The following is a 21,083-nucleotide window of genomic DNA, read 5'->3' on the forward strand; positions in this document are numbered from 1 at the left end:
ACTAGCTTCCAGCCACCAGCAGTTGTGTCGCTCAAAAGCTGGCGGCTGGAAGCTGAAGGCTAGCCGCTTTTCCAGATTCATCCTTCGAGGCAAGATCACATGGCAATCACCCACAATCTCGGTTTTCCCCGCATCGGCGCCAAGCGTGAATTGAAGTTCGCGCTCGAGTCCTACTGGAAGGGCCAGTCCTCGATCGAGGACCTCAAGTCCGCCGGTGCCCAGCTGCGGGCGCGTCACTGGGAGGATCAGACCGGACTGGACCTGGTGCCGGTCGGCGACTTCGCCTTCTACGACCAGATGCTCGACATGAGCTTTACGCTGGGCAATCTGCCCGAGCGCGTGCGCGGCCTCGCAGGCGATACCCTCGACACCTATTTCCGCGTGGCGCGCGGCCGCTCGGCACCGGCGGCCGAGGATCAGGCCGGTTGCGCCTGCGGCGTCGCCGCCGGCGAGATGACCAAGTGGTTCGACACCAACTATCACTACATCGTCCCCGAGCTGACCGCCGACACCCGGTTCGAGCTGGATGCCTCGCGTCTGCTCGATCAGCTGGCCGAGGCCAAGGCGCAGGGCGTGCGTGCCAAGCCCGTCATCATCGGTCCCGTGACCTATCTCGCGCTCGGCAAGACCAAGGACGACTCCGATCGGCTCGCCCTGCTCGAGCGATTGCTGCCCGTCTACGCCGAGCTGCTGAATACGCTGGCCGCGAACGGGGCCGAGTGGGTGCAGATCGACGAGCCCATCCTGGTCACCGAGCTGGAGGAGCCCTGGCGTCATGCCTTCGAGATCGCCTATCACGAGCTCAAGAGCGCGCCGGTCAATCTGATGCTGGCGACCTATTTCGGCGAGCTCCAGGATCAGCGCTATCTGGCCGCCAATCTGCCGGTGGCCGGTCTGCACATCGACGCCGTCCGTGGGCGCGAGGATCTGGTGCCGCTGCTGAATCTGCTGCCGTCCACCAAGGTCCTGTCGCTCGGGGTGATCGACGGGCGCAACATCTGGAAGACCGATCTGAACGGGGTGCTCGACTGGCTGGAGCCGATCCAGGCTCAGCTCGGCGAGCGTCTGTGGATCGCGCCCTCCTGCTCGCTGCTGCATGTGCCGGTGGATCTCGACAGCGAGGAGAAACTCGATGCCGAGATCAAATCCTGGCTCGCCTTCGCCAAGCAGAAGCTCGACGAGCTGCGTATCCTGGCTAGGGCGCTGAATCAGGGGCGTCATACGGTCCAGTCCGAGCTGGCCGCCAACCGCGCCGCCATCGAGGCGCGCCGCAGCTCGCCGCGCGTCAACAACCCCGAGGTCAAGGCCGCGCTCGCCAAGATCGACGCCCAGCTCGGTCAGCGCAAGAGCCCCTATGCCGAGCGCGCCGCCAAGCAGGCCGAGTTGCTCCAACTGCCCAAGTTCCCCACCACCACCATCGGCTCCTTCCCGCAGACCGCCGAGATCCGTCAGACCCGCCGCCAGTTCAAGGCGGGGGACATCGAGGAGGCGTCCTACGTCGAGGCGATGCGCGGCGAGATCGCCCGCTGCGTGCGCGAGCAGGAAGACCTGGGTCTGGACGTCTTCGTGCACGGCGAGCCCGAGCGCAACGACATGGTCGAGTACTTCGGCGAGCAGCTCGACGGCTATGTCTTCAGCCAGTTCGGCTGGGTGCAGTCTTACGGCTCGCGCTGCGTCAAGCCGCCGATCCTCTTCGGCGACATTAGCCGTCCCAAGGCGATGACGGTCGACTGGATCACCTATGCCCAGTCCCTCACCGACAAGCCGATGAAAGGCATGCTCACCGGTCCGGTCACCATCCTCAACTGGTCCTTCGTGCGCGACGACCAGCCGCGCTCGGTTTCATGCCAGCAGTTGGCCTTGGCGATCCGCGAGGAGGTGCTGGACCTGGAGCGGGCCGGCGTGCGCGTGATCCAGATCGACGAGGCGGCGCTGCGCGAGGGTCTGCCGCTGCGCAAGTCGCAATGGGATGCGTATCTCGGTTGGGCGGTCGAGTCCTTCCGCATCACCGCCAACGGCGTCGCGGACGAGACCCAGATCCACACCCATATGTGCTACTCGGAGTTCAACGACATCATCGCCGCGATCGCCGACATGGACGCCGACGCCATCACCATCGAGACCTCGCGCTCGGACATGGAGCTGCTCGACGTCTTCGACGACTTCAAATACCCGAACGAGATCGGACCGGGCGTCTATGACATCCACTCGCCCAACATCCCGGCCGAGGCGCAGATGGTCGACCTGATGCGCAAGGCCGCCGAGCGCATCCCGGCCGAGCGCCTCTGGGTGAACCCCGACTGCGGCCTCAAGACCCGCCAATGGAACGAGGTGATCCCGGCCCTGACCAACATGGTCTCGGCGGCCAAGACCTTGCGGGCGAGCTTGGGCTGATTCGAGCGGTTAGCCACCAGCTACCAGCCGCCAGCTTCCAGCCAGAAATCGCTGCCATGCCCGACCGGTGGCTCCCGGCTGGCCGCTGGAGGCTGGAAGCTGGCAGCTCTAAAATCGAGAACAAACATGTTTGATCGCACCCAATACAGACTCGACCGCATCGACCCGGAGCTCTCCGCCGTCATCGAGCAGGAGAACCGGCGCCAGGAGGATCACATCGAGCTGATCGCCTCGGAGAATTACACCTCTCCGGCGGTGATGGCCGCCCAGGGCTCCCAGCTCACCAACAAGTACGCCGAGGGCTATCCCGGCAAGCGCTATTACGGCGGCTGCGAGCACGTCGACGTCGTCGAGCGGCTCGCGATCGAGCGGGTCAAGACCCTGTTCGGCGCCGAGGCGGCCAACGTGCAGCCCAACTCGGGCTCACAGGCCAACCAGGGCGTCTTCTTCGCCGTGCTGAAGCCGGGCGACACCATCATGGGCATGAGCCTGGCCGAGGGCGGACATCTGACCCACGGCATGGCGCTCAACATGAGCGGCAAGTGGTTCCAGGTGGTGAGCTACGGCCTGAACGCCGAGGAGGACATCGACTACGAGGCGCTGGAGCACAAGGCGCGCGAGCACAAGCCCAAGCTCATCATCGCCGGGGCCTCGGCCTTCGCCCTGCGCATCGACTTCGAGCGCATCGCCCGGGTGGCCCGTGAGATCGGCGCCTATTTCATGGTCGACATGGCCCACTACGCGGGCCTGATCGCGGCCGGCGTCTACCCGAGCCCGGTCCCGCACGCCGACTTCGTCACCACCACCACGCACAAGAGCCTGCGCGGCCCGCGCGGCGGCGTCATCCTGATGCGCGAGGAACACGCCAAGGCCGTCAACTCGGCCATCTTCCCGGGCATTCAGGGCGGTCCGCTGATGCATGTCATCGCCGGCAAGGCCGTCGCCTTCAAAGAGGCCATGACGCCCGAGTTCAAGACCTACCAGCAGCAGGTCGTGGCGAACGCGTCCGTGCTCGCCGAGACCCTGATCGAGCGCGGTTTGCGTATCGTCTCCGGGCGCACCGAGAGCCACCTGATGCTGGTCGACCTGCGCGCCAAGGGCCTCACCGGCAAGGAGGCCGAACGCCTGCTCGGCGAGGCGCACATCACGGTCAACAAGAACGCCATCCCCAACGACCCCGAGAAGCCCTTCGTCACCTCGGGCATCCGGGTCGGGACCCCCGCCATGACGACGCGCGGGTTCGGAGAGGAAGAGGCGCGGCTTGTCGGCAACCTGATCGCCGATGTGCTGGATGCGCCGGAGGATGCCGAGCGTATCGCCCAGGTACGCGACCGGGTCGCCATGCTGACGCGGCAGTTCCCCGTCTATGGGCCTCGTTCCGAGGGATAACGATGAATCCCTGTAGGTCGGGTTAGCGCAGCGTAACCCGACACTCCTTGCTGTCGGGCTACGGCGCGTCAAGCGATCGAGCAGGCAACGAACGTCCTACCACGCGCCTAATCCGACCTACGGAGCGGCCGTCAGACGCTCGATCAGGAGTAGGATCTCGGCGGACATGGTGTCGTGCAGGCCCTCGGTGTCGACAAGGACGTTGGCGGTCTGTCCGCTGGGTCAGAGCCTGTCTCTCAGGTCGCCATGTTGGCGTCCGAACGATAAGATTTCTCTCTTACAATCCGAGATCCTCTGTCGACATGTCCCATAGCATCGAGATCTTTCTTGCCGCCCATCGGGCGATGATCGCGGGTATCCACATGACTCCGCGAAGCGCCAACGACAAGGAGTATTTTCCGCAGGATTGGTTTGCCGATAGGGTCGATGGTCTCGGGTTGCCCTTGATGCCGCAGGGCCGCAACAGTTATCCCGATTTTTGGGTGGGGGACGATGCCCATGCGCCGGTCGAGGGCTACGAGATCAAATCGCTTGCATTCAACCACGGCAGACCGGCACGAAAGGATTACGACTCGAACAGCACCATTCCCTCCGGTCGGAAGGATGGTCGAGACGTCTTCCTCGTGTTCTTCCTCTATACCGGCAGTGGGGCGAGCCCGCGTCCCGTGCAGTCGCTTTGCATCGCGCACGGAGATCTCATCAACGCCGATCATGCGGTCGCGGCGGCGCACGTCAACGAGGCCATCCGAGGATTCGGATCCTATGGCGAGGGATTCATTCGCGATCGGAAAATGTACGTCTTTCCGCATCCATTGACGGTCTATCCGGCTGGAATCGGTCGTTGCAGCCTGATCCTCCCCGCCGATTGGGATGTCTCGGATCCTCGGCTCGCTCGGGTCGGGTCCCTGGAGCGAGTCGTCGCGGACGAATCGCTCCAGGGTTACCGGATTCATTTGGATGGCAAGACCCCGGCCGACAAACAGACGATGCGACGCTCGGATGCCGGGCAGCAACGCCGATTCCACATCTATGAGTCTTGCTGATCCGCTTCAAAAGAGGGATGCCTGGATTCCGATGTCGCTTGGTTCCCCTGACCTCGGTTGCGCCTCCCTGGTCTGCGCCTCGTGGAGCCGTCGCGAGATCCCTGCACAAACGTCCAGCGCCTTCTCGAAGGTCTTCAGCCCGTCCTCCGCCTGTCGGCCCGCGCACAATTCGGCAAGTGCCTGGCTGTAGACGACCACCCGGACATCGTTGAGCGACAGTTGTCGCCCCCTCCGGTTGAAGCGGCGGATCTTGGCCTCCGCCGCGTCCGTTGCCGCCGTCAGCGCCGATTCGACCGCCAGCCGTGGCCGACGGTCCGCGGCCGCCTTCCGGCATACCATCAGCACGTCCAGATCGATCGGTGATTTGGCGGCCAGCTTGGGCGTGGCCACCGACATCTCGGCCTTGACCGGCTGCGTCTGTACCAGTCTGAAACCGGCGGCGAGCACCGCTCTGGCCACCGAGGTCCAGCCGTCCTCGCGCGAGTGGTGGTAGGAGAAGACCAGCAGCCCCTCATCCTTGAGCACCCGGTGGCACTCGCCGAAGACCGCTTCGAGCTTGTCCGCAAAGCGCTCGGACTCGGTGTCCTGGACCTCTCGAGGGTGGCGGGTCGTGTCCTGGTCGACTGCCTCATCCTCGCGAAACCAGAGCTGCTGCCAGACATGGAAGAAGTCGGCCAGCTCCGAGTAATGGACATTGTCATAGAAGGGCGGATCCGTGATCACCGCATCCACGACCCGATCGGGGAGGTCGGTCGCGGCCGAATCGCCGCAGGAGAGATAGACGGCGCCGGGCGGCAGCCCGTCTGGCGGCCAGGCATCCGAGATCGACGTACCCATGGGCCGGCTCTTGCCGAAGAGCTTGCGGCCGGACTTCTTGGCACCCGAATCGTCCAGGACGATCTCGAATGGGGCGGCCTTGTAATCGACCGCGCGCAGGAGCCGCGACTGGAACAGATTGAGAAAGGAGCCCGAGCTCTTGCTCGTGCCCCAGAGATTGGCCTCGATCGGGGTGCGTTCGGGCTTGAGCACGTGATGCGAGAACATGTGTCTGACGGCCCCAGTTCCCTCTCCCTTGTAACTGGCGAAGAGGTTGTTGAACTCCAAGACGCCGGACAGGAGGATGAAGAGCGCATCCCGTTCCGGTCCTTTCGGCAGCTCTCCGATCGCACCGGCCAGCAGGCTGATGGCCAGAAGCTGGCGGTCGTTGAAGAATTGGTCCCAGCGGGAATAGCCGTAATTCAGGACCTGACGGGTGTTGTATCCCGGCTGGATCGTCACGCGCGGGATGGGCGCATCCAGGAATCGCAGGCGGGCGCGGGCCTCCTGATAGGCGCTCAGGTCTTCGGATGTGGCCCGCAGATAGTCTTTTTCGCCATTGGCGCGCAGGACCAGTTTGGCGTAGAGCCGGTGGCGCGGCGGCTCGCCCCGAGCGCGTGCGGTCTTGGCGATCGGGAAGCGGCAGCCGCAGGCGTCGCACTGCGCATTGGCGCCCGCGGCGGGACCCGAATGGGGATCGAATGAATGGCGGCAGGCGGGACAGCTGACCTTGTGATCGGTGTATTGCGCTGGAAAGACCTCTCCGCATTCGCTACAGACGACCTGAACCCGGGGGTATTTTTTGACATAGGCGTGCTTGGCGAAGATCCGGCTGGAGAAGAGATCGACGGGTGCCTGGCATTCCGGGCAGTCGAGCTGCTTCACCCAGAACCAGTAGAGGACCTCGCAAGGCTCACCATCAGGGGTTCGGCTGCGGTAGAGCGCCCGGATCTCGGGTGCCACGGTGGCTTCGAGCTGAGCGAACAGCGCCTGCAACCGACTGCGATCGATCGGGGCGAGGGCGGTGCGCACGGCGCGCCAGGCGACCGGATTGATATCTCGACCGATGACGGTACAACCCAGCTTGTGCGCCTCACCGACAGTGGTCCCGCTTCCCATGAAGGGATCGAAGATGACCGGCCCTGGTAGTTTGACTGCGCTCGAGTAGAGATCCATCAGCGCAGTTCCCTTGGGGGTCGTACACCCCAGGATCGCCGCGCGAAAGACGCTACCCAATCGCTGCGCCCACCATTTATGGGTGTGATAGACGGGGCGCCAGACCTCCTTGCGCCAGCTCTCCACCTCGGCGATGTCGCTCAGGTGCTCGAACGGGAAGCCGTCCTCGATCGCCCGAGCGGAGGGGCCGTCGATCAGCGGACTTCCATAGGAGTCGCTCGGCTCGGCGATCAGCATCCCGGCGAGATCCGTCAGGGCGCCCGCAACCCGATGGGGATCCTGGTCGACGATGCGGCGCAGGGAGGGTGGGAGCCGGCCGGCGACCAGAAGCAGTTCGTCGCGCGGGAGCTCCAGAACTTCGGCCAGCCGCGCGAGCAAGGTCTCGGAGGGCGGCGTCGTTCCGGCCTCCACGCGGGAGAGATGGGCCGGATCGACCCCGCAGCGTCCGGCCGTGTTGCGCAGGGACAGCCCGAGAGACTCGCGGCGATGACGGATGAACTCATGGATGGTCATGGCGGCAGGGTAGGCCCCGTTGACCGATGAGTCAACGCCATGCCGCCCGAAGGCCACGGCGCGCAAGCCGATCGGTTCAGCGCAGATTGAACCGGATCGGCACCGTCACGGTGAGCTGGGACTGGGACATTCCGGGCGGGATGGCCGGCAGCGGGGAGGCGCGTCGGATCAATGCCTTCACCTCCTGGTCCAGAAGGGCATGGCCCGAGCTGGAGGCGATCCGGTGCGACAGGACCCGGCCGCTGCGGTCGATGGTGAAGGTCACCCTGACCGTCCCCTCCTGGCGCAGTCGCCGGGCGCGGCTCGGGTAGCGCTTGTGGCGGTTGAGCCAGGCGGCCAGCTTGCCGTAGTAGTTGGCGGTGCCTTTGGAGCCGGATCCGGAGCCCTGGCCGCGTCCGCTGCCTGCCTTGCCGTTGGAGTGCGCGCCGGAGCCGCGACTGGAGCCGGGCGTCTTGGATTTGGGACCGTCGCTCGCGCTGGGTCGGGATCTGGGTTTGGGCCTCTCGGTCCGCGTTGGCGCCGGCTTGGCCTTGGGCTTGGGTTTCGGCTTGGCCTTGGGCTTTGGTTTCGGGGTCGGCTTGGGTTTGGGCGGTTCGACGACCTCCGTCTTGAGCGTCTCGCTGGGTGCGAGCATCGGCAGGGACTTGGCCGGGGCGAGGGGTGCCGCTGAGTCGGCGATGGACTCGGCGGCCGTCGGCTCGGCAGCGGAGGCCGCCGCCGGGGCGCCCGAGTCGCCGAGCTGGATGACGACCGGAGTCGGTGGCGGCGAGCGCGGTTCTTCCCGCATGCCGGCGACCACTCCCAGGTGGGCGAGGGCGGCCGTCGAAACGGCGATCATCCAGTGACGTGGGCGAATCTCCATCAGGATCGACCTGCCGCGCGTGTGATCAGCTCGATCCGAGGGATGCCGGCCGCTTCCAGCAGGTCGAGGGTCTCGCGCAGCTTCGCGGAGGTGACGGCGGCATCGGCCTTGAGGGTGACCCGGATCCTGTCGGCTCCGCCCGCGGCCGCCTTCCAGGCGGCGAGCTGTTCGGTCAGCGCCTCGGATGAGAGTATCCGGTCGCCGACCGCCATGCGGCCGTCGGCGTCCAGGACGATGACCCGGTCGCGCGTCTCGCCGTTCGCCTGCTGCTCCGAGACCGGCGGATCCACCCGGAAGGGCTCGCGCGGGCTGATCTGCCCGACCACCATGAAGAAGATGAGCATCAGGAAGATGACGTTGATGAGCGGGATCAGATGATTGTCGCTCGCTGGACGCTGGCTCTGGCGGACGAACCTCATTTCAGACTCAGCTCCTCGATCCCGGCCGCGCTCACGCCGTCGATGACCTGGACCAGATGCTGGAGCCGGACGTCCGCATCGGATTCGATCACCACCGAGACATCCGGGCGGCGTGCACGATAATCCTTCAGGCTGGAGACGAGCTGGGCCGAATCCAGCGATTCACCATTGATGTCCAGCCGGCCATCGGTGTGGACGCGCAGCAGCAGCGCGGGCCGCTGGCTGTCGTCCGCCCGGTCGCTGACCAGGGACGAGGCGGTGTCGAGCTGCAGCGCCCGCCATTGATCGAAGTGCGAGGCCAACAGGAAGAAGAGCAGGAGGATGAAGACCACGTCGATCAGCGGCGTGAGACTGATGCCTCGGCCGGCGCGAGAGCGCGGCAGATCAAGCTGCATAGCCGACCTCGGATTGGGACTTGGCATGATGCCGTCCCTCGGTGGTCAGCACCGGGGCCTTGAGTCCGCGGGTGAAGACTTGGGTGACGGCATCCTCCATCTGATGACCGCAGCGCTCGACCCGGCGTTCCAGCCAGGTGTGGGCCAGCACCACCGGGATGGCGACCGTGAGTCCGACCGCCGTGGTCAGCAGTGCCTGCCAGATGCCGCCCGAGAGGATGGAGGGATCGACCTGGCTGCCCGCCACTTCGAGCTGCCGGAATGCCTCGATCATGCCCAGCACGGTCCCCAGCAGACCCAGCAGCGGACTCAGGGTGCCGATGATCTCCAGTGCGCGCAGATGGCTGCGCAGGCTTTCGAGCTGCAGGCTGGCGACCCGGGTCAGCTCCTCGCGCAGTGTCGCCATCTCGACCCTGGGCCGATGGAGCCCGACCAAGGCCAGATGGACCAGATGCGCCACAGGCTGGTTGCGGCCGGCGACCAGCGCGATCGCGGCCTGGGCGTCCGACTGCTGCCAGCGTCGCAGCGACTCGCGGACCGGACCAAGCCGGCCCAACTGCAGACGATGGAACTGCCACAGCTTCACCAGCACGATGGCGAGCGCGACCACGGAGAGCAGGCTCAGGAACAGGAGCACCGGGCCGCCGGTGCCGATCATGTCCTGCAGCGGACCCAGGATGCCGTCCAGCATGCCGGGGTCGGCCGATATCTCCGGCGAGGGAGGCGAGACGGCTGCGGCCGTCTCGGAGAAGTGCGCCGCGCCACCCGGCTCCAGATTACCCGGCGGAGAGATCGGGGTCTGGGCTTGGGCAGGTGCCGCGGGCGCGGCGTTCGTTGTGATATCGGTCATGGGCGAGATCCTGTCGGTTACTTGAAGAAGTCCACGGGAAGTCGCGAGGACGTCCGCATGCGCGCGAGACAGCCGTCCACCGGGCCGCTGGCGTCGGTGCAGGCCGTGACGGCGTTGAGCAGGATGCGGCCGAGGGCATCGCAGGACAGATCCGCGATCTCGAACAGCTTGACGCTGGTCTTTCCGGGCGCGAGCGGTCCCGCTTCCAGACCGAAGCGCTTGAGGATGAATCCGTCCTGGTCGAACAGGACCAGCTCCAGTCCGAGCGATTCGAAGCGCGTATCGGTCTTGTTGCCGAAGACCAGATAGGGGCGGCAGGCATTGGCCTGGGATTCGAGCCTGTTCAGCTCGATCTCGATCGAACCCGCGGAGTCCTCGGCCAGGACGGGCGGGGTCGAGAGCGTCAGGCAGGACAGGAGGAGACAGGTGATGCTGTGAGCGAGACTGGAGCGCATACGGCGGGGCCTATCGTGGATCCGGGTGCTGATGATGATTTCGACGATCGATCCGTTCACGAGAGGAGAAGGATCTCGTCTTGAGTTTTAAAGATAAGCATTCTTATTTGCATTATATATGAATGCAAATTCTTCTCAATACTTTGTGGCGAGAGTTCCGAGACCGCTCAGGTGGACGGTTCGGATGGCAGCGGTTTGACCGCGTCCGGCGGGCCATCGGTCGGACGAAGGAACCGATAGATGAATCCGCCCAGCAGTAGGGTCGCGAGTCCGTAGAGCCCGACCACCGGCTTGCTGGAGAGGGTGTAGAGGACGATCCAGAGATTCCCGGCGATGAAGATCAGGGGCGTGACCGGATAGCCCAGGGTGCGGTAGGGACGCGGCAGGTCGGGCGAGCGGCGGCGCAGCCGCATCAGTCCGATGACCGTGAGCATGGAGGAGAGCGACAGGGTGAAGCCGATGTAGACCAGCAGCGCGTCGTAGGCGGCGACCAGGATCATGAGGATCGCGATCAGGGCCTGGAGGAGGATCGCCTGCGCCGGGGTGTGGCGCTCGGCGTGGACGCTGCCGAAGCGGCGGAAGAAGACGCCGTCGCGCGCCATGGCGAAGTAGACGCGCGGTCCGGCCATGATCATGGCGCTCATCACCGAGAGCAGGCCGAGGGCGATGGCCAGCCCGAACAGGGCGCCGATGCTGGATCCGAAGAGTGCGTCGGCGGCGCCGCCGGCGATCTCGAGCAGGCCGTTCATGGCCTGCGGCGGCAGGGCGTAGAGATAGACCAGATTGAGCAGCAGATAGAGCAGGGTGACCAGCAGGGTCCCGAGCGCCAGTGCGAGCGGCAGGTTGCGTCCGGGCCGGCGGATCTCACCGCCCAGATAGGCCGCCGCGTTCCAGCCGCTGTAGGCGAATGAGACGAAGATGAGGGCGACCGCGAAGCTGGAGGCGGAGACGCCGCTGTCCGACAGCGACTGGCTCAGATGCCCGAGATCGCCCTGTCCGAGCCAGAGACCGGCGCCGATGAAGACCAGGATGAAGCCGATCTTGAAGGCGGTGAGCAGGTTCTGCACGCCCTGGCCCAGACGCAGGCTGTGGATGTGCACCAGTGAGAGCACGACGACGGCGGCGCAGGCGAGCAGGGTGACCGGCGAGAGGCTGATCCAGGGGTGTTCGCCGGATCCCAGGACCAGCCAGGGATCCGATGCCCCGCCGAGGAAATAGGTCGCGAAGGCGATGGCTGCCGCGGCGATGGGGGCGGAGAAGCCGACGATCAGCGAGATCCAGCCCGAGACGAAGGCGGGCAGGGGGCCGAAGGAGGCGCGCAGGTAGGCGTATTCCCCGCCCGCGCGCGGCAGCATGGCCCCGAGTTCGCCGTAGCAGAGCGCCCCGGTCAGGGCGAAGAGCCCGCCGAGCAGCCAGCACAGCAGCAGGGCCGTGGGGCTGCCCAGCTCAGCGAGGATGAAACCCGAGGTCGTGAAGATACCGCTGCCGATCATGTTGGCCACGACCAGCACGGTGGCCGAGACCAGTCCGATCTCGCGTCTGAGCTCGCTGGGCTGGGCCTGACTCATTTCAGGAAGTCGCCGACGTAGATCAGGTGCTCGAAGGGCAGCTCGGCGTCTCCGGCCTGCTCCAGGACCGTATCCAGGGTCGCCACCATGACCTGCTCCCGCTCGGCATAGCCGGCATGGGAGACGATCGCGATCGGGGTGTCGCCCGGATAGGACCCCTTCAAACGCTCCACCACCTCCGGAAGCTTGGAACGCATGGTGAAGAAGACCAGGGTCGAGCGGCTCTCGGCGAGTTTCTCCAATGTGTCGAGCCGGTTCTCACGCTCGGGTCCGCCCGGCGTGCGGGTCAGGATCACAGAGCGGCTGTGCTCGCCCTGGGTGATGCCCCGGCCCAGCGCCGCGTTGGCGGCGTTGAAGCTCGACACGCCCGGAATCACCACCGGATCCAGATCGGCGAACTCGCTCAGATAGCCGGTCTGGGGGCCGTAGATGGTGGGGTCGCCGTAGTCGATCACCGCGACCTGCTTGCCCGCCTCGACGGCCTCGCGAATGATCTTGCGCGCCTGTGCCTCGAGCTCCGCGCGCTGCTCCTCGTGGCGTCGGCGACGTTCCGCCCGCTCGTCCTGGCTCGGCCCATCGGCATCCTTGCTCGGGCGCGGGGGCATCTGACGGAAGAGCCCGTGACCCGCCTCGTAGATCTCCTTGCCCTGGAGCAGGTCGGCATGGCGCTCGCGCACCGACTCCATGCCGAAGACGATGTCCGACTCGGCGAGAATCTTTTGCGCCCGAACCGTGATGTTGTCCGGATCCCCGATACCGATGCTGACCAGATAGAGGTGTCCGCTCGGCTTGGTCGAGGATGTATCGGTCTCGGCCGATGCCGGTAGCCCGGCGAGGAGAATGCTGGAGATCAATGGGATGGCGGCCCAGCGCGGGACGCCCGATGTCGAGATCATGCTTGGATACTCCTGGTGAGGACCCCGTGGGTCCGGGTCTGGGGAAGCTGTTTTCAGAATCGATAGTTCACCGCCAGACGCACGTCGCGTCCGGGTTCGTGGACGATCCCGGTCGTGCTGCTGGCAATGGATGCCTGATCGGCATAGCGCCGGTCGAAGAGGTTGTGGACGGCGAGCGACAGGGTCAGATCGGGCGTCTCGGCAGGACGCCATCGGGCCTGGATGTCGTGCAGCACATAGCCGGCGCGCTCTTCCTGGCCCTCCGGGACCTCGTCCAGTTCGGCGACGGCGGTCAGGGTGTAGCCGAGGGTGATGTTCTCGCGCGGGCTCCAGCGGGTGTCCCAGACCAGCTGGTCGCCGCTCCCGGCCGCCTTGCGGCGGATGATGCCGACCGGATTGCCATCGCCGTCCTCGGTCTCGAAGCTGGAATAGGCGAGCTGGGTCTCCAGCGCGCGCCAGCTCCAGGTGGCGCGCAGCTCGAATCCGCGCGAGCGCAGGGTGTCCGGGTTGTTGGCGATCTTGGCGACCGAGCCGGGTCCGCCGCCGACGCGCTCGATGGTGTTGCGCAGCCGGGTGTCGAAGAAGGTCAGCTCGGCGTCGAAGACGGCGTCCGGGCGAAACAGACCGCTGGTCTGGTAGCGCAGCCCGGCCTCGCGCTGGAAGGACTCCTCGGCCTCCAGTGGCTTGCCGTCGTTGAAGTTGGTCGTGGCGTCGATATTGGACAGCCACCCGACGGGGATGATGCCGCTGCCGCGCACCGCCTCGCCATAGCCGGCGAAGGCGGTCCAGCCCTCGGCGAAACGGACCTCGGCGCTGGCGTTCGGCGAAACCCGGTCGCCTTCCAGTGTCTTGGGGCCATAGTCGGACGAATAGTCGTCGTAGCGGGCGCCGAACGACAGGCTCAGCCAGTCCCAGGTCAGGCGTTCCTGCAGGAAGAGACCGAGATTGCCCGAGTCGTTCTCGATCTCGGTGCCGTCGGCCGCCTGGGTGATGCCCTGCTCGCTGTAATAGTCGGCGCCCAGGGTCAGCCGGTGGCTGGTCGCCCCGATCTCGAAGGTGGAGACGTTGCTCAGACTGCCGCCGAACTCCTCGCTCGAAACCTCGCTGTCGCGGTCCTGGTTCTCGAGTTCGTTGTCGTTGGCGTAGAGGTTGATCCGCCAGTCGATCAGCGGATTCCCGGACTGGAAGCGATGGTCCAGGGTGTAGGTCTCGCGCGAGGTGACCTGGTACTCAGGTATAGAGCCCTCTGGGGCATAGCCCATGTCGCTCCCGGTGCTGCCGTAGAGATAGAGTCCCGAGTTGGTGTTGCGCTCGGCGCTCAGTCGCAGGCTGTGTCCCTCCAGGCCGAGCAGGGTCGCTTTGACGAAATAGTCGCGATCCTGTCCGGCCGAGTTGGGAACGTCTCCGCCGCCGCCGATCCGGTAGTCCTCGCGGTTGACCGCCGAGATGTGGGCGAGCAGGCCCAGGTGGTCGCCGCCCTTGCCGTAGGCCGTGACGCTGCCCTGCTCGGAGCTGTCGGCGCTGGCATAGCCCGCCTTGAGGGTCGCGCCGGCCGTTCGATTGGGGTCGAGCAGATCCTGGGCGTCGACCGTCTCGAACCGGATGGCGCCGCCCAGAGCACCGGGTCCGCGGTCGGCCGATGGACCCGTGATCACCTCCACCCGCTTGAGCAGATCGGGATCGATCCCGCCGATGCCGCCCCGGTGCTGATGCAGGCTGCGGCCCTGGCGCGCCCCGTCGATCGTGATGTTGAGATTGCTGCCCTCGATGCCGCGCAGATAGATACGCTGGGCGTTGCGCGCGCCTCCGCCCACACGGACCGAGGGATCGTCCTTGAAGACATCCGCCATGTCGTTGGCCAGACTGCGCTGGATCCGTTCGATCGGGATGTCGCGGCCCTGCGTCTCCTCCCGGGCCTCGACCTCGATGGTGGAGAGCTCGGCGTGGGCGACCCCGTTCGTCTGGGCCTGGGCCTGGGTCGGGGCCGATCCGGCGGCCATCAGTAAGACCGCCAGGGTCGTGGTGGATGTATCGGTTTTCATCGCGCTACCGCTGCATATAAAGTAGAATCATTCTCATTAATGATGAGGATCCTATCGATCCTCGCGATTCTCGGGAAGTGCCATTCGTGGAACGGTTCGTTGCGAAAAGGGAACGGAGATGACGGATTTCGATGCCCTGCGAGCGCTGGTCGCCTTGCAGGAACATGGCAATCTGACGGCGGCAGCCCGCGCCCTGGAGTGCCCCAAGTCGACCCTGAGCCGGAGACTGGCGGCCCTCGAATCGGCATTGGGGCACCCGCTCACCCGCCAGGAGGGCGGACGTCTGCTGCTGAGCGATGCGGGTTCTTGCTATGCGGGATACGGCGAGCGGATCCTGACGCTGGCCGAGGAGGCTCGGCATTCGGTCGCGGCCTTCTCGCGCGAGATGCGCGGCGAGGTTCGGGTGTGGGTCGATCAGCCGCTGGCACGCGGCTGGGCGACGCGCACGCTGAACGATTTCCTCGCCCGCTATCCGGAGGTCAGTCTGGAGGTGAGGGTCCTGCCACCCGGCGGTCTGCCCACGGCGGACGGGACGGATCTATGGCTCGCCTGCGACGACCGCGGCCTGCCCGGCCTCAAGCGCACCCCACTGGGGCGCTGGCGTCGGCGGCTCTATACCAGGGCGGAGGAGGGACCCTGCCGTCGGCTCGGAGCCCCATCCAAATTGGACGCTTGTCCCTGGATCGGGCTGGTGAGCGAGCCGGCGGAGATCCGGCTTGGACACCCATCCAGGGAGGATGGGTACGGACATCGGCCGCGCGCCCGGCTGCGTGTCGATTCGCTCGAGATGCTGGCCGACGCCATCGCCCGCGGCTACGGCATCGGCGTGCTCCCATCCTGGCTGGCCGAGTGCCCGCGCCACGGGCTGCGCGGACATTATGCCCGGGTGCTCGAGGACTGGGAGGCGGAACCGGTCGACCTCTCCTGCCATCTTCCTCGAGGTGCTCGCCCGCGCCGCATCCAGGTACTCGTCGACCATCTGCATGCCCATCTGCCGAAACGCTGGGCGCTCGAATCCGGGGATTCGTCTCTCCTCAGTGCGCCGAGACGAACTTCAGCCCGATGATCCCGATCAGGATCAAGCCGACGAAGAAGAAGCGGGCCAGCGTCGCCGGTTCGCCGAAGAGCAGCAGCCCGAGCACGAAGGTGCCGACGGCGCCGATCCCCGTCCAGACCGCGTATGCCGTCCCCATCGGAATGTCTTTCTGCGCCATCAGCAGCAGTGCGCCGCTGGCGACCATGCAGACCGCCGAGAAGCCGATCCAGCCCCACCGAAGACCGGATTCGGCGAGCCCCAGTTTAAGACCGACCGGCCAGCCCCACTCGAAGATTCCAGCGATGATCAGATAGGTCCACGCCATTCGAGTTGAGTCTCCTCCGAAATTGAGAGCCCTGAAGATTCATCTCGCGAGCGCTGACACTTAATGGATGCATTGCGGCCGAGCTGACCTCTTCGCGACTCGATGTGCGATTTTCGCTTGCGAAGCCGATCCTCAGATCGGTTCCCTGAGCACCTCTTTCAGAGTCTCGCCGTCGAGTATGCGATCGGCCCAGATCTCGAGTTCTGCTTCGCTTGCTTGATCGAGGCATGCTTCGGCCCAGGCGGGCAGGGCACCGAAACGTCGGACCAATTGGCGACGCAGCAGTCTTATCTCTCCTTGAGACAAGCCTTTCTCGATCCCTTCCTTGATGCCTTGCTCAAGACCTTGTTGTTTCCACTCCTCGATCCAGGTTTTCACTCTTTCGGCCAACATGGCGCGCATCTCCTGCAGATCGTTGATGTTCGGCAACTCGGCGCCCGGAACCCGTGCCGGCAACAGCACGCGTTTGAGCCAGACCACGAAGGCGCGGCGCAGGCTGTCCTGCTCGGGGGTGGCGAGCCAACCGATCAGACTCGCCAGCACCCGTTCGATATCCTCGGGGCGGCGACTGTTTCAATCCGCCGGCTTGATGTCCAGCACCGGGGTATCCGGGAAGGCGTCGATGTCCTCGATCTCGATCCGCGTTCCCTCGACCGCCAGGACCCGACAGCGGCTGAGCGCGATCAGGTTCGGCCGGACCGGCGCGTGCGTGGCGAAGACACCACGCAACGGATTCTCCGGATTGCCGCGCGGATGGACCTGTTGGATCGCCCGCCGCTCGGGGGTATCGTTGCGGTCGAACCAGTAAAGTACCCAGATCGTCGCCCCGGCCTCCAGTCCCAGCAGGCCCGGTCGATGGCGGGGTTGGATCTCGATCCGGGCGTGCCCCTCGGATTTGCGCACCCAGCCGATGGGCCGGATCTGGTAGACCGGTCCGGAATCCGCGTCTTGTTCCTGGGCCGCCATATCTGTCACGCCGATCACCAGAGTCAGAAGGATCATCCAGGACATCCTCATCGTGGGAGTCACTCGCGATTCCTTGGTTGCCGAGCATGGGTTCAAGTCTACTCCGTTCTTGACGACCCTATGCCCGAGGGCAGGGGAGGGGGCGAGGCGGCTTGATGATCGCGTGAAGATTCGAGCGGATCCATTGCTGACAGGATGAACATGCAAATCCTTCTCAGTTTGCCTGACAGGGCGTCTCTTGCTATCGTCGGATTCGTCTTTTGAAGTGATTAACGTACTGTTTTTATAGGTTTTTAGCCATGCAAGAGAGCGATTGGAAGGTCTTCCAACTCGATGAGCTGCTCGCCAAGGTCGAGCGTAACGGCGTCACCTTCAGGGAGTTCCTGCGCACGCCCTCACTGTCCTGCTCCATCTACCATCTGCCGGTTGGATCCAAAGACATGGCCAGCGCCCACGAGGAGGACGAGCTCTATCTTGTGCTGGAGGGCAAGGGACAATTGCGGATCGGCGAGACCGAGCACCGGGTCCAGCAGGGTACGCTCATGTATGTGCACGCGGCCTGCGACCATGCCTTCTTCGATATTCAGGAAGACCTGACGGTGCTGGCCTTCTTCGGCTCGCCCGTGCTGGAGATCGGACGGGGGCATCGCTATCGGCACGGACAGCGTCATGGAGCGGGTGCCGAAATCGAGGATTGAGGACGAGGCGTCTAGGATGACGGCTCGGATGCGCGCCGAATGTTTCGGCCGATCGGATGCCGGTAAGGTATCCGATCGTCGTTTCCCTCGCGGCCGCTCCCCGATTGGGATTACATCAAGACGCTGACGAGCTTGAATGCCGATCTTTCGACGGCCTTGTTGACGATGGCGCCGACCAGCGCCTTGCCGAACATCTCGCCCGCCTTGCTCGCGGCGGCATGGCTCGCCCTGGGCGCCACCGGGGCGCACCCCAGATCCTTCATGGCCTCCAGCAGGGTCTGCTTCGACAGCCTGTCCGTATCGTAATTGACGGTGATGCTTCCGGCATGGGCATTCAGCCGGACCTGCGTGACGCCCTCCATCGAGGCCAGACGGCTCTGGGCTTCCCGCGCCTCCTCGGGTCTGCAGCGAAAGGCGTTCGAACGGACACGGAGTCTACCGGGCACATGATGGATCGAATGGCTCATGCGAAATTTCCTCGGTCGGGATTGCGAGAAGTCATGGAAACGCGACTGGTTCGCATTCTATGGCTAACCCGAACTCGAATGCAAGTGGTTCTTATTTGTTTCGCTAATCGGAATGCGACCGATCGCGCTTGATATAACGCGAACTGTTCGTATTTGCAAAATGACTGCGATTTCGCCTATCCTTAACGAGGTCATTCGTTTAGGGGACATTTCGGGGGACTTGGCGATGCTGCTTGCAAAGAATCGGTCACGGAGCGGGGCCCTGGTGGATATCCGCCATCAGATTCCAGGTCGGACGCGTCTGCGGGTGCCGGCACTCGGCCGGACCCCGGATCTGGGGTCCCGTCTCGCCGAAGCGCTGGAAACCCTCGAGGGCATCCACCGCGTGCGCCTCAACAGCGGTTGCGCCAGTCTGGTGATCCACCATCGTCCGGATTTCACCCCGACCCGCGATCTGCTCGATCGGGCGCTGACGCCCATTCTGATGCCGGCGGCATCCGTCGCACCGCCTCCTCCCAAGGTCTCCAGGCGCGCCGAGAGATCCAGGGCGCGTCCGGAAAAGACACGAGTACGCGTGGAGGCACCCAAAAAGCGGGCAAGCGGGCAGGCTCTGGCCGCCTGTCCCATCTGCCAGCTCAAGCTCAAGGCGGCGCGCTGGATACTGACCGACTTCTGGCGCTGCTGGCGGGATCACTGGACTCAGCGCCTTCATGGGCGTCTATTGGCCTCGGTCGCGCTGTTTCGACCCTGATCTCTTTCCTCGGTCGCATCTCCTTCACGACCGACCGCACGGAGTCCTGCGGATCCAAGCGCGCCGGTTTTTCCGGAGTCGGTCATCGAAGCGTCATGGGTGTATGGGACGCTTGGCGTTCGTTTTAAAACGCCATTCCGACGCCCCGCGACCCGGCCGCCATGTCCGTCGCTCGCGGGGACCGCTCTCAGGTCTCCGCCCATGCATGTCCTCCAATCATCCGCTTGGCGTCTCATCCTCGGGGCCGCGATCCTCGTCGTTTCGAGTCTGCTCCTCGTCCTCTGGTCGTTCCGCTCCGCCGGACCGGATGTCTTGGAGACCGCCGGCTGTTCAAGCCGCCAAACCCAGGAGCCGCTGGATCTGCGCGACACCCATGTGCGCAATGCCTTCGCCTATCTCGTGCCCCAGTGTTACGTGTTGCCCAGTCTCCAAGACGGCGAGGCGCTCAATCCCTGCTACACCTGCCATCAGCGGGGCGACGCGCCGAATTTCATCGACGACGCGCTCTTCCAGCGGCAATACCAGATGGCGGAGGCCGCGCTGGCCACGCCCTGGCCCAACGTCTTCGAGGATCGGACGGCGCGCATCGAGCGCATGGACGACGGCTGGATGCGCGACTGGGTGCGGCGGAGCAACTACAGCTCGGCGGACGGATCCCTGATCCTGGCGCACCGTCTCCGGACGCTGCCCGAGCACTGGGACCTGGACGGCGACGGCATCTGGGACGGCTATGTCCCCGATGTCTATTTTCGCTTCGACGATCTGGGATTCGACCGCGACCCGGCCGGCGGATACACGGGCTGGCGGGCCTTCGCCTATTACCCGCTGCCCGGGACCTACTGGCCGACCAACGGCAGCGCGGGCGACGTGCTGATCCGGTTGGCCGACGCCTTCCGGCGCGATGCGCGGGGCGAGCCGGACATGGATGTCTACGCGCTCAACCTCGCCATCGTCGAGGCGCTGATCAGACGTGCGGACGTCCCCATCGATCCGGTCGACGAACGCGATTTCGGAGTCGATCTCGACAAGGACGGCCGGCTCGGCCCAAGCCGCTGGGTCCGTTACGACTGGGCGCCGCTCGAGGGGCGTCTCATGTCCTATGTGGGGCTGGCCGGACGCGAGCTCGAGGAGGGCCGGATCCATCTGGCGGCGGGCCTCTTTCCCGAGGGAACCGAGTTCGTCCAGAGTCTGCGCTATCTGGACGCCGACGCGGCCGGCCGGGTCGCGCCCTCCGCGCGCATGAAGGAGCTGCGCTACGCCCGCAAGAAGTCCTGGTACACCTATGCCGAGCTCAAGGGCATCGCCGACCGCGAGGGGGCCGAGCGGCGCGAGTACGAAAACGACGTCGTCAAGGAGGCGCCCGGCGACTACGAGCGCGGATTCTTTACCCAGGGCTGGGTCTACCAGGGCTTCATCGAGGACCGGGCGGGCGATCTGCGCCCCCAATCCCAGGAGGAGACGCTCTATTGCATGGGCTGTCACGGCGGCATCGGCGTCACCAGCGACACCACCTTCGCCTTCGCCCGCAAGCTTGGCGGAGACGCCTATCGCGGCGGCTGGTATCACTGGTCTCAGCGCGGCGTCGAAGGCGTACCCGAATCCGTGATCGAGGTGATGGGCGAGGGCATCCATCCCGAATACAGCCATTACCTGATGCAGACCCGTTCCGGCAGCGACTATCTCGACAACGCGGAGCTGACCGCGCGCTTCTTCGCGTCCGACGGCACGTCCAGGGCCGAGGCGTTCGAGCGTCTGCGCGAGGATATCGCCTTTGCGCTCATACCCTCGTCCGAACGGGCGATTCGGCTCGACAAGGCCTACCGGACCATCGTCGAGGATCAGGACTTCGTCCATGGACGCGACGTCAATCTCACCCCCTTCGTTCGCGTCATGCCTCTGGTGCCCAAGGATCTGCCGACGGGTGTCGATCGGTCGCTGAAGACCCTGGCGCGGTTCGACTGATTCGGGGGCATCATCTGGTCGCAATAAAGAAGCGATATCATTTCGGGCCATTCTTGGCCC

20 protein-coding genes are annotated in these 21,083 nt (G+C 65.2%); 7 read left to right on the plus strand and 13 right to left on the minus strand.

Features of this window, described 5'->3' with window-relative positions; translation table 11 throughout:
- The first annotated feature begins 99 nt into the window (after positions 1-99).
- The 3 genes from metE to D779_RS14720 all read left to right on the plus strand — a co-directional run bounded on the left by metE (position 100) and on the right by D779_RS14720 (position 4,826).
- Positions 100-2,394: a 5-methyltetrahydropteroyltriglutamate--homocysteine S-methyltransferase gene (metE, locus tag D779_RS14710; RefSeq protein ID WP_043755470.1), complete on the plus strand. Its 2,295-nt coding sequence runs from the start codon at positions 100-102 to the stop codon at positions 2,392-2,394.
- Positions 2,395-2,520: 126 nt separating this feature from the next.
- Positions 2,521-3,783 (plus strand): serine hydroxymethyltransferase, encoded by a 1,263-nt coding sequence (gene glyA, locus D779_RS14715; protein WP_043755472.1) that lies wholly within the window; start codon positions 2,521-2,523, stop codon positions 3,781-3,783.
- A 302-nt stretch (positions 3,784-4,085) separates the two neighbouring features.
- A complete protein-coding gene (locus D779_RS14720) occupies positions 4,086-4,826 on the plus strand; it encodes a hypothetical protein (protein ID WP_043755475.1) in 741 nt (246 codons plus the stop codon).
- Positions 4,827-4,832: 6 nt separating this feature from the next.
- Here D779_RS14720 and D779_RS14725 read toward each other — a convergent pair whose 3' ends face one another.
- The 9 genes from D779_RS14725 to D779_RS14770 form a co-directional block, all read right to left on the minus strand.
- Positions 4,833-7,331 (minus strand): DNA methyltransferase, encoded by a 2,499-nt coding sequence (locus D779_RS14725; protein WP_052348157.1) that lies wholly within the window; start codon positions 7,329-7,331, stop codon positions 4,833-4,835.
- 76 nt (positions 7,332-7,407) lie between these two features.
- A complete protein-coding gene (locus tag D779_RS14730; RefSeq protein ID WP_043755477.1) occupies positions 7,408-8,193 on the minus strand; it encodes an energy transducer TonB family protein in 786 nt (261 codons plus the stop codon).
- Complete coding sequence (locus D779_RS14735; RefSeq protein ID WP_043755480.1) at positions 8,193-8,612, minus strand: ExbD/TolR family protein; 420 nt, start codon at positions 8,610-8,612, stop codon at positions 8,193-8,195. Before D779_RS14735 ends, D779_RS14730 begins: the two co-directional genes overlap by 1 nt.
- On the minus strand, positions 8,609-9,007 hold the full coding sequence (locus D779_RS14740) for an ExbD/TolR family protein (protein WP_043755482.1): 399 nt from the start codon (positions 9,005-9,007) through the stop codon (positions 8,609-8,611). The genes D779_RS14735 and D779_RS14740 overlap by 4 nt, the downstream gene beginning before the upstream one ends.
- The gene (locus tag D779_RS14745; protein ID WP_052348158.1) at positions 8,997-9,857 is read right to left on the minus strand and encodes a MotA/TolQ/ExbB proton channel family protein; all 861 of its coding nucleotides are present in this window, start codon (positions 9,855-9,857) and stop codon (positions 8,997-8,999) included. The genes D779_RS14740 and D779_RS14745 overlap by 11 nt, the downstream gene beginning before the upstream one ends.
- A 17-nt stretch (positions 9,858-9,874) precedes the next feature.
- Positions 9,875-10,312: a hypothetical protein gene (locus D779_RS14755; RefSeq protein ID WP_043755597.1), complete on the minus strand. Its 438-nt coding sequence runs from the start codon at positions 10,310-10,312 to the stop codon at positions 9,875-9,877.
- Positions 10,313-10,479: 167 nt separating this feature from the next.
- Positions 10,480-11,880, minus strand: coding sequence for an APC family permease (locus tag D779_RS14760; protein WP_043755486.1), 1,401 nt, complete (start codon positions 11,878-11,880; stop codon positions 10,480-10,482).
- Positions 11,877-12,776, minus strand: coding sequence for an SAM-dependent methyltransferase (locus D779_RS14765; RefSeq protein ID WP_043755488.1), 900 nt, complete (start codon positions 12,774-12,776; stop codon positions 11,877-11,879). The genes D779_RS14760 and D779_RS14765 overlap by 4 nt, the downstream gene beginning before the upstream one ends.
- Before the next feature lie 53 nt (positions 12,777-12,829).
- On the minus strand, positions 12,830-14,818 hold the full coding sequence (locus D779_RS14770; RefSeq protein ID WP_043755490.1) for a TonB-dependent receptor domain-containing protein: 1,989 nt from the start codon (positions 14,816-14,818) through the stop codon (positions 12,830-12,832).
- A gap of 118 nt (positions 14,819-14,936) precedes the next feature.
- Here D779_RS14770 and D779_RS14775 point away from each other — a divergent pair, with 118 nt between their 5' ends.
- A complete protein-coding gene (locus D779_RS14775) occupies positions 14,937-15,884 on the plus strand; it encodes a LysR family transcriptional regulator (protein WP_043755492.1) in 948 nt (315 codons plus the stop codon).
- Here the strand turns inward: D779_RS14775 and D779_RS14780 are convergent.
- The 3 genes from D779_RS14780 to D779_RS14790 all read right to left on the minus strand — a co-directional run bounded on the left by D779_RS14780 (position 15,853) and on the right by D779_RS14790 (position 17,181).
- Positions 15,853-16,179: a DMT family transporter gene (locus tag D779_RS14780; protein ID WP_043755494.1), complete on the minus strand. Its 327-nt coding sequence runs from the start codon at positions 16,177-16,179 to the stop codon at positions 15,853-15,855. The genes D779_RS14775 and D779_RS14780 overlap by 32 nt on opposite strands.
- A 132-nt stretch (positions 16,180-16,311) precedes the next feature.
- A complete protein-coding gene (locus tag D779_RS14785) occupies positions 16,312-16,722 on the minus strand; it encodes an RpnC/YadD family protein (protein WP_332307767.1) in 411 nt (136 codons plus the stop codon).
- Between the two features lie 30 nt (positions 16,723-16,752).
- A complete protein-coding gene (locus D779_RS14790) occupies positions 16,753-17,181 on the minus strand; it encodes an SAM-dependent methyltransferase (RefSeq protein ID WP_232424204.1) in 429 nt (142 codons plus the stop codon).
- Between the two features lie 263 nt (positions 17,182-17,444).
- Here D779_RS14790 and D779_RS14795 point away from each other — a divergent pair, with 263 nt between their 5' ends.
- Complete coding sequence (locus D779_RS14795) at positions 17,445-17,843, plus strand: cupin domain-containing protein (RefSeq protein WP_043755496.1); 399 nt, start codon at positions 17,445-17,447, stop codon at positions 17,841-17,843.
- A gap of 110 nt (positions 17,844-17,953) precedes the next feature.
- On the opposite strand, the gene D779_RS14800 is transcribed toward D779_RS14795, so the two are convergent.
- Positions 17,954-18,310 (minus strand): HMA2 domain-containing protein, encoded by a 357-nt coding sequence (locus tag D779_RS14800; RefSeq protein ID WP_043755498.1) that lies wholly within the window; start codon positions 18,308-18,310, stop codon positions 17,954-17,956.
- Between the two features lie 265 nt (positions 18,311-18,575).
- Here D779_RS14800 and D779_RS14805 point away from each other — a divergent pair, with 265 nt between their 5' ends.
- The gene (locus D779_RS14805) at positions 18,576-19,061 is read left to right on the plus strand and encodes an HMA2 domain-containing protein (protein ID WP_043755500.1); all 486 of its coding nucleotides are present in this window, start codon (positions 18,576-18,578) and stop codon (positions 19,059-19,061) included.
- A 201-nt stretch (positions 19,062-19,262) separates the two neighbouring features.
- On the plus strand, positions 19,263-21,023 hold the full coding sequence (locus D779_RS14810; protein WP_043755502.1) for a hypothetical protein: 1,761 nt from the start codon (positions 19,263-19,265) through the stop codon (positions 21,021-21,023).
- Positions 21,024-21,083: the final 60 nt, after the last annotated feature.

This window comes from Imhoffiella purpurea, from assembly GCF_000585215.1.
In the GTDB taxonomy this organism is placed as follows: domain Bacteria; phylum Pseudomonadota; class Gammaproteobacteria; order Chromatiales; family Chromatiaceae; genus Imhoffiella; species Imhoffiella purpurea.

Bases quoted from the DNA above. Each gene is read 5' to 3' on its own strand.
- D779_RS14790 (WP_232424204.1), bottom strand. From the start codon at position 17,181: ATGATCCTTCTGACTCTGGTGATCGGCGTGACAGATATGGCGGCCCAG.
- D779_RS14770 (WP_043755490.1), bottom strand. From the start codon at position 14,818: ATGAAAACCGATACATCCACCACGACCCTGGCGGTCTTACTGATGGCC.
- D779_RS14765 (WP_043755488.1), bottom strand. From the start codon at position 12,776: ATGATCTCGACATCGGGCGTCCCGCGCTGGGCCGCCATCCCATTGATC.
- D779_RS14775 (WP_043755492.1), top strand. From the start codon at position 14,937: ATGACGGATTTCGATGCCCTGCGAGCGCTGGTCGCCTTGCAGGAACAT.
- metE (WP_043755470.1), top strand. From the start codon at position 100: ATGGCAATCACCCACAATCTCGGTTTTCCCCGCATCGGCGCCAAGCGT.
- D779_RS14730 (WP_043755477.1), bottom strand. From the start codon at position 8,193: ATGGAGATTCGCCCACGTCACTGGATGATCGCCGTTTCGACGGCCGCC.
- D779_RS14760 (WP_043755486.1), bottom strand. From the start codon at position 11,880: ATGAGTCAGGCCCAGCCCAGCGAGCTCAGACGCGAGATCGGACTGGTC.
- D779_RS14800 (WP_043755498.1), bottom strand. From the start codon at position 18,310: ATGAGCCATTCGATCCATCATGTGCCCGGTAGACTCCGTGTCCGTTCG.
- D779_RS14780 (WP_043755494.1), bottom strand. From the start codon at position 16,179: ATGGCGTGGACCTATCTGATCATCGCTGGAATCTTCGAGTGGGGCTGG.
- D779_RS14810 (WP_043755502.1), top strand. From the start codon at position 19,263: ATGCATGTCCTCCAATCATCCGCTTGGCGTCTCATCCTCGGGGCCGCG.
- D779_RS14735 (WP_043755480.1), bottom strand. From the start codon at position 8,612: ATGAGGTTCGTCCGCCAGAGCCAGCGTCCAGCGAGCGACAATCATCTG.
- D779_RS14795 (WP_043755496.1), top strand. From the start codon at position 17,445: ATGCAAGAGAGCGATTGGAAGGTCTTCCAACTCGATGAGCTGCTCGCC.
- D779_RS14745 (WP_052348158.1), bottom strand. From the start codon at position 9,857: ATGACCGATATCACAACGAACGCCGCGCCCGCGGCACCTGCCCAAGCC.
- D779_RS14740 (WP_043755482.1), bottom strand. From the start codon at position 9,007: ATGCAGCTTGATCTGCCGCGCTCTCGCGCCGGCCGAGGCATCAGTCTC.
- glyA (WP_043755472.1), top strand. From the start codon at position 2,521: ATGTTTGATCGCACCCAATACAGACTCGACCGCATCGACCCGGAGCTC.
- D779_RS14755 (WP_043755597.1), bottom strand. From the start codon at position 10,312: ATGCGCTCCAGTCTCGCTCACAGCATCACCTGTCTCCTCCTGTCCTGC.
- D779_RS14720 (WP_043755475.1), top strand. From the start codon at position 4,086: ATGTCCCATAGCATCGAGATCTTTCTTGCCGCCCATCGGGCGATGATC.
- D779_RS14725 (WP_052348157.1), bottom strand. From the start codon at position 7,331: ATGACCATCCATGAGTTCATCCGTCATCGCCGCGAGTCTCTCGGGCTG.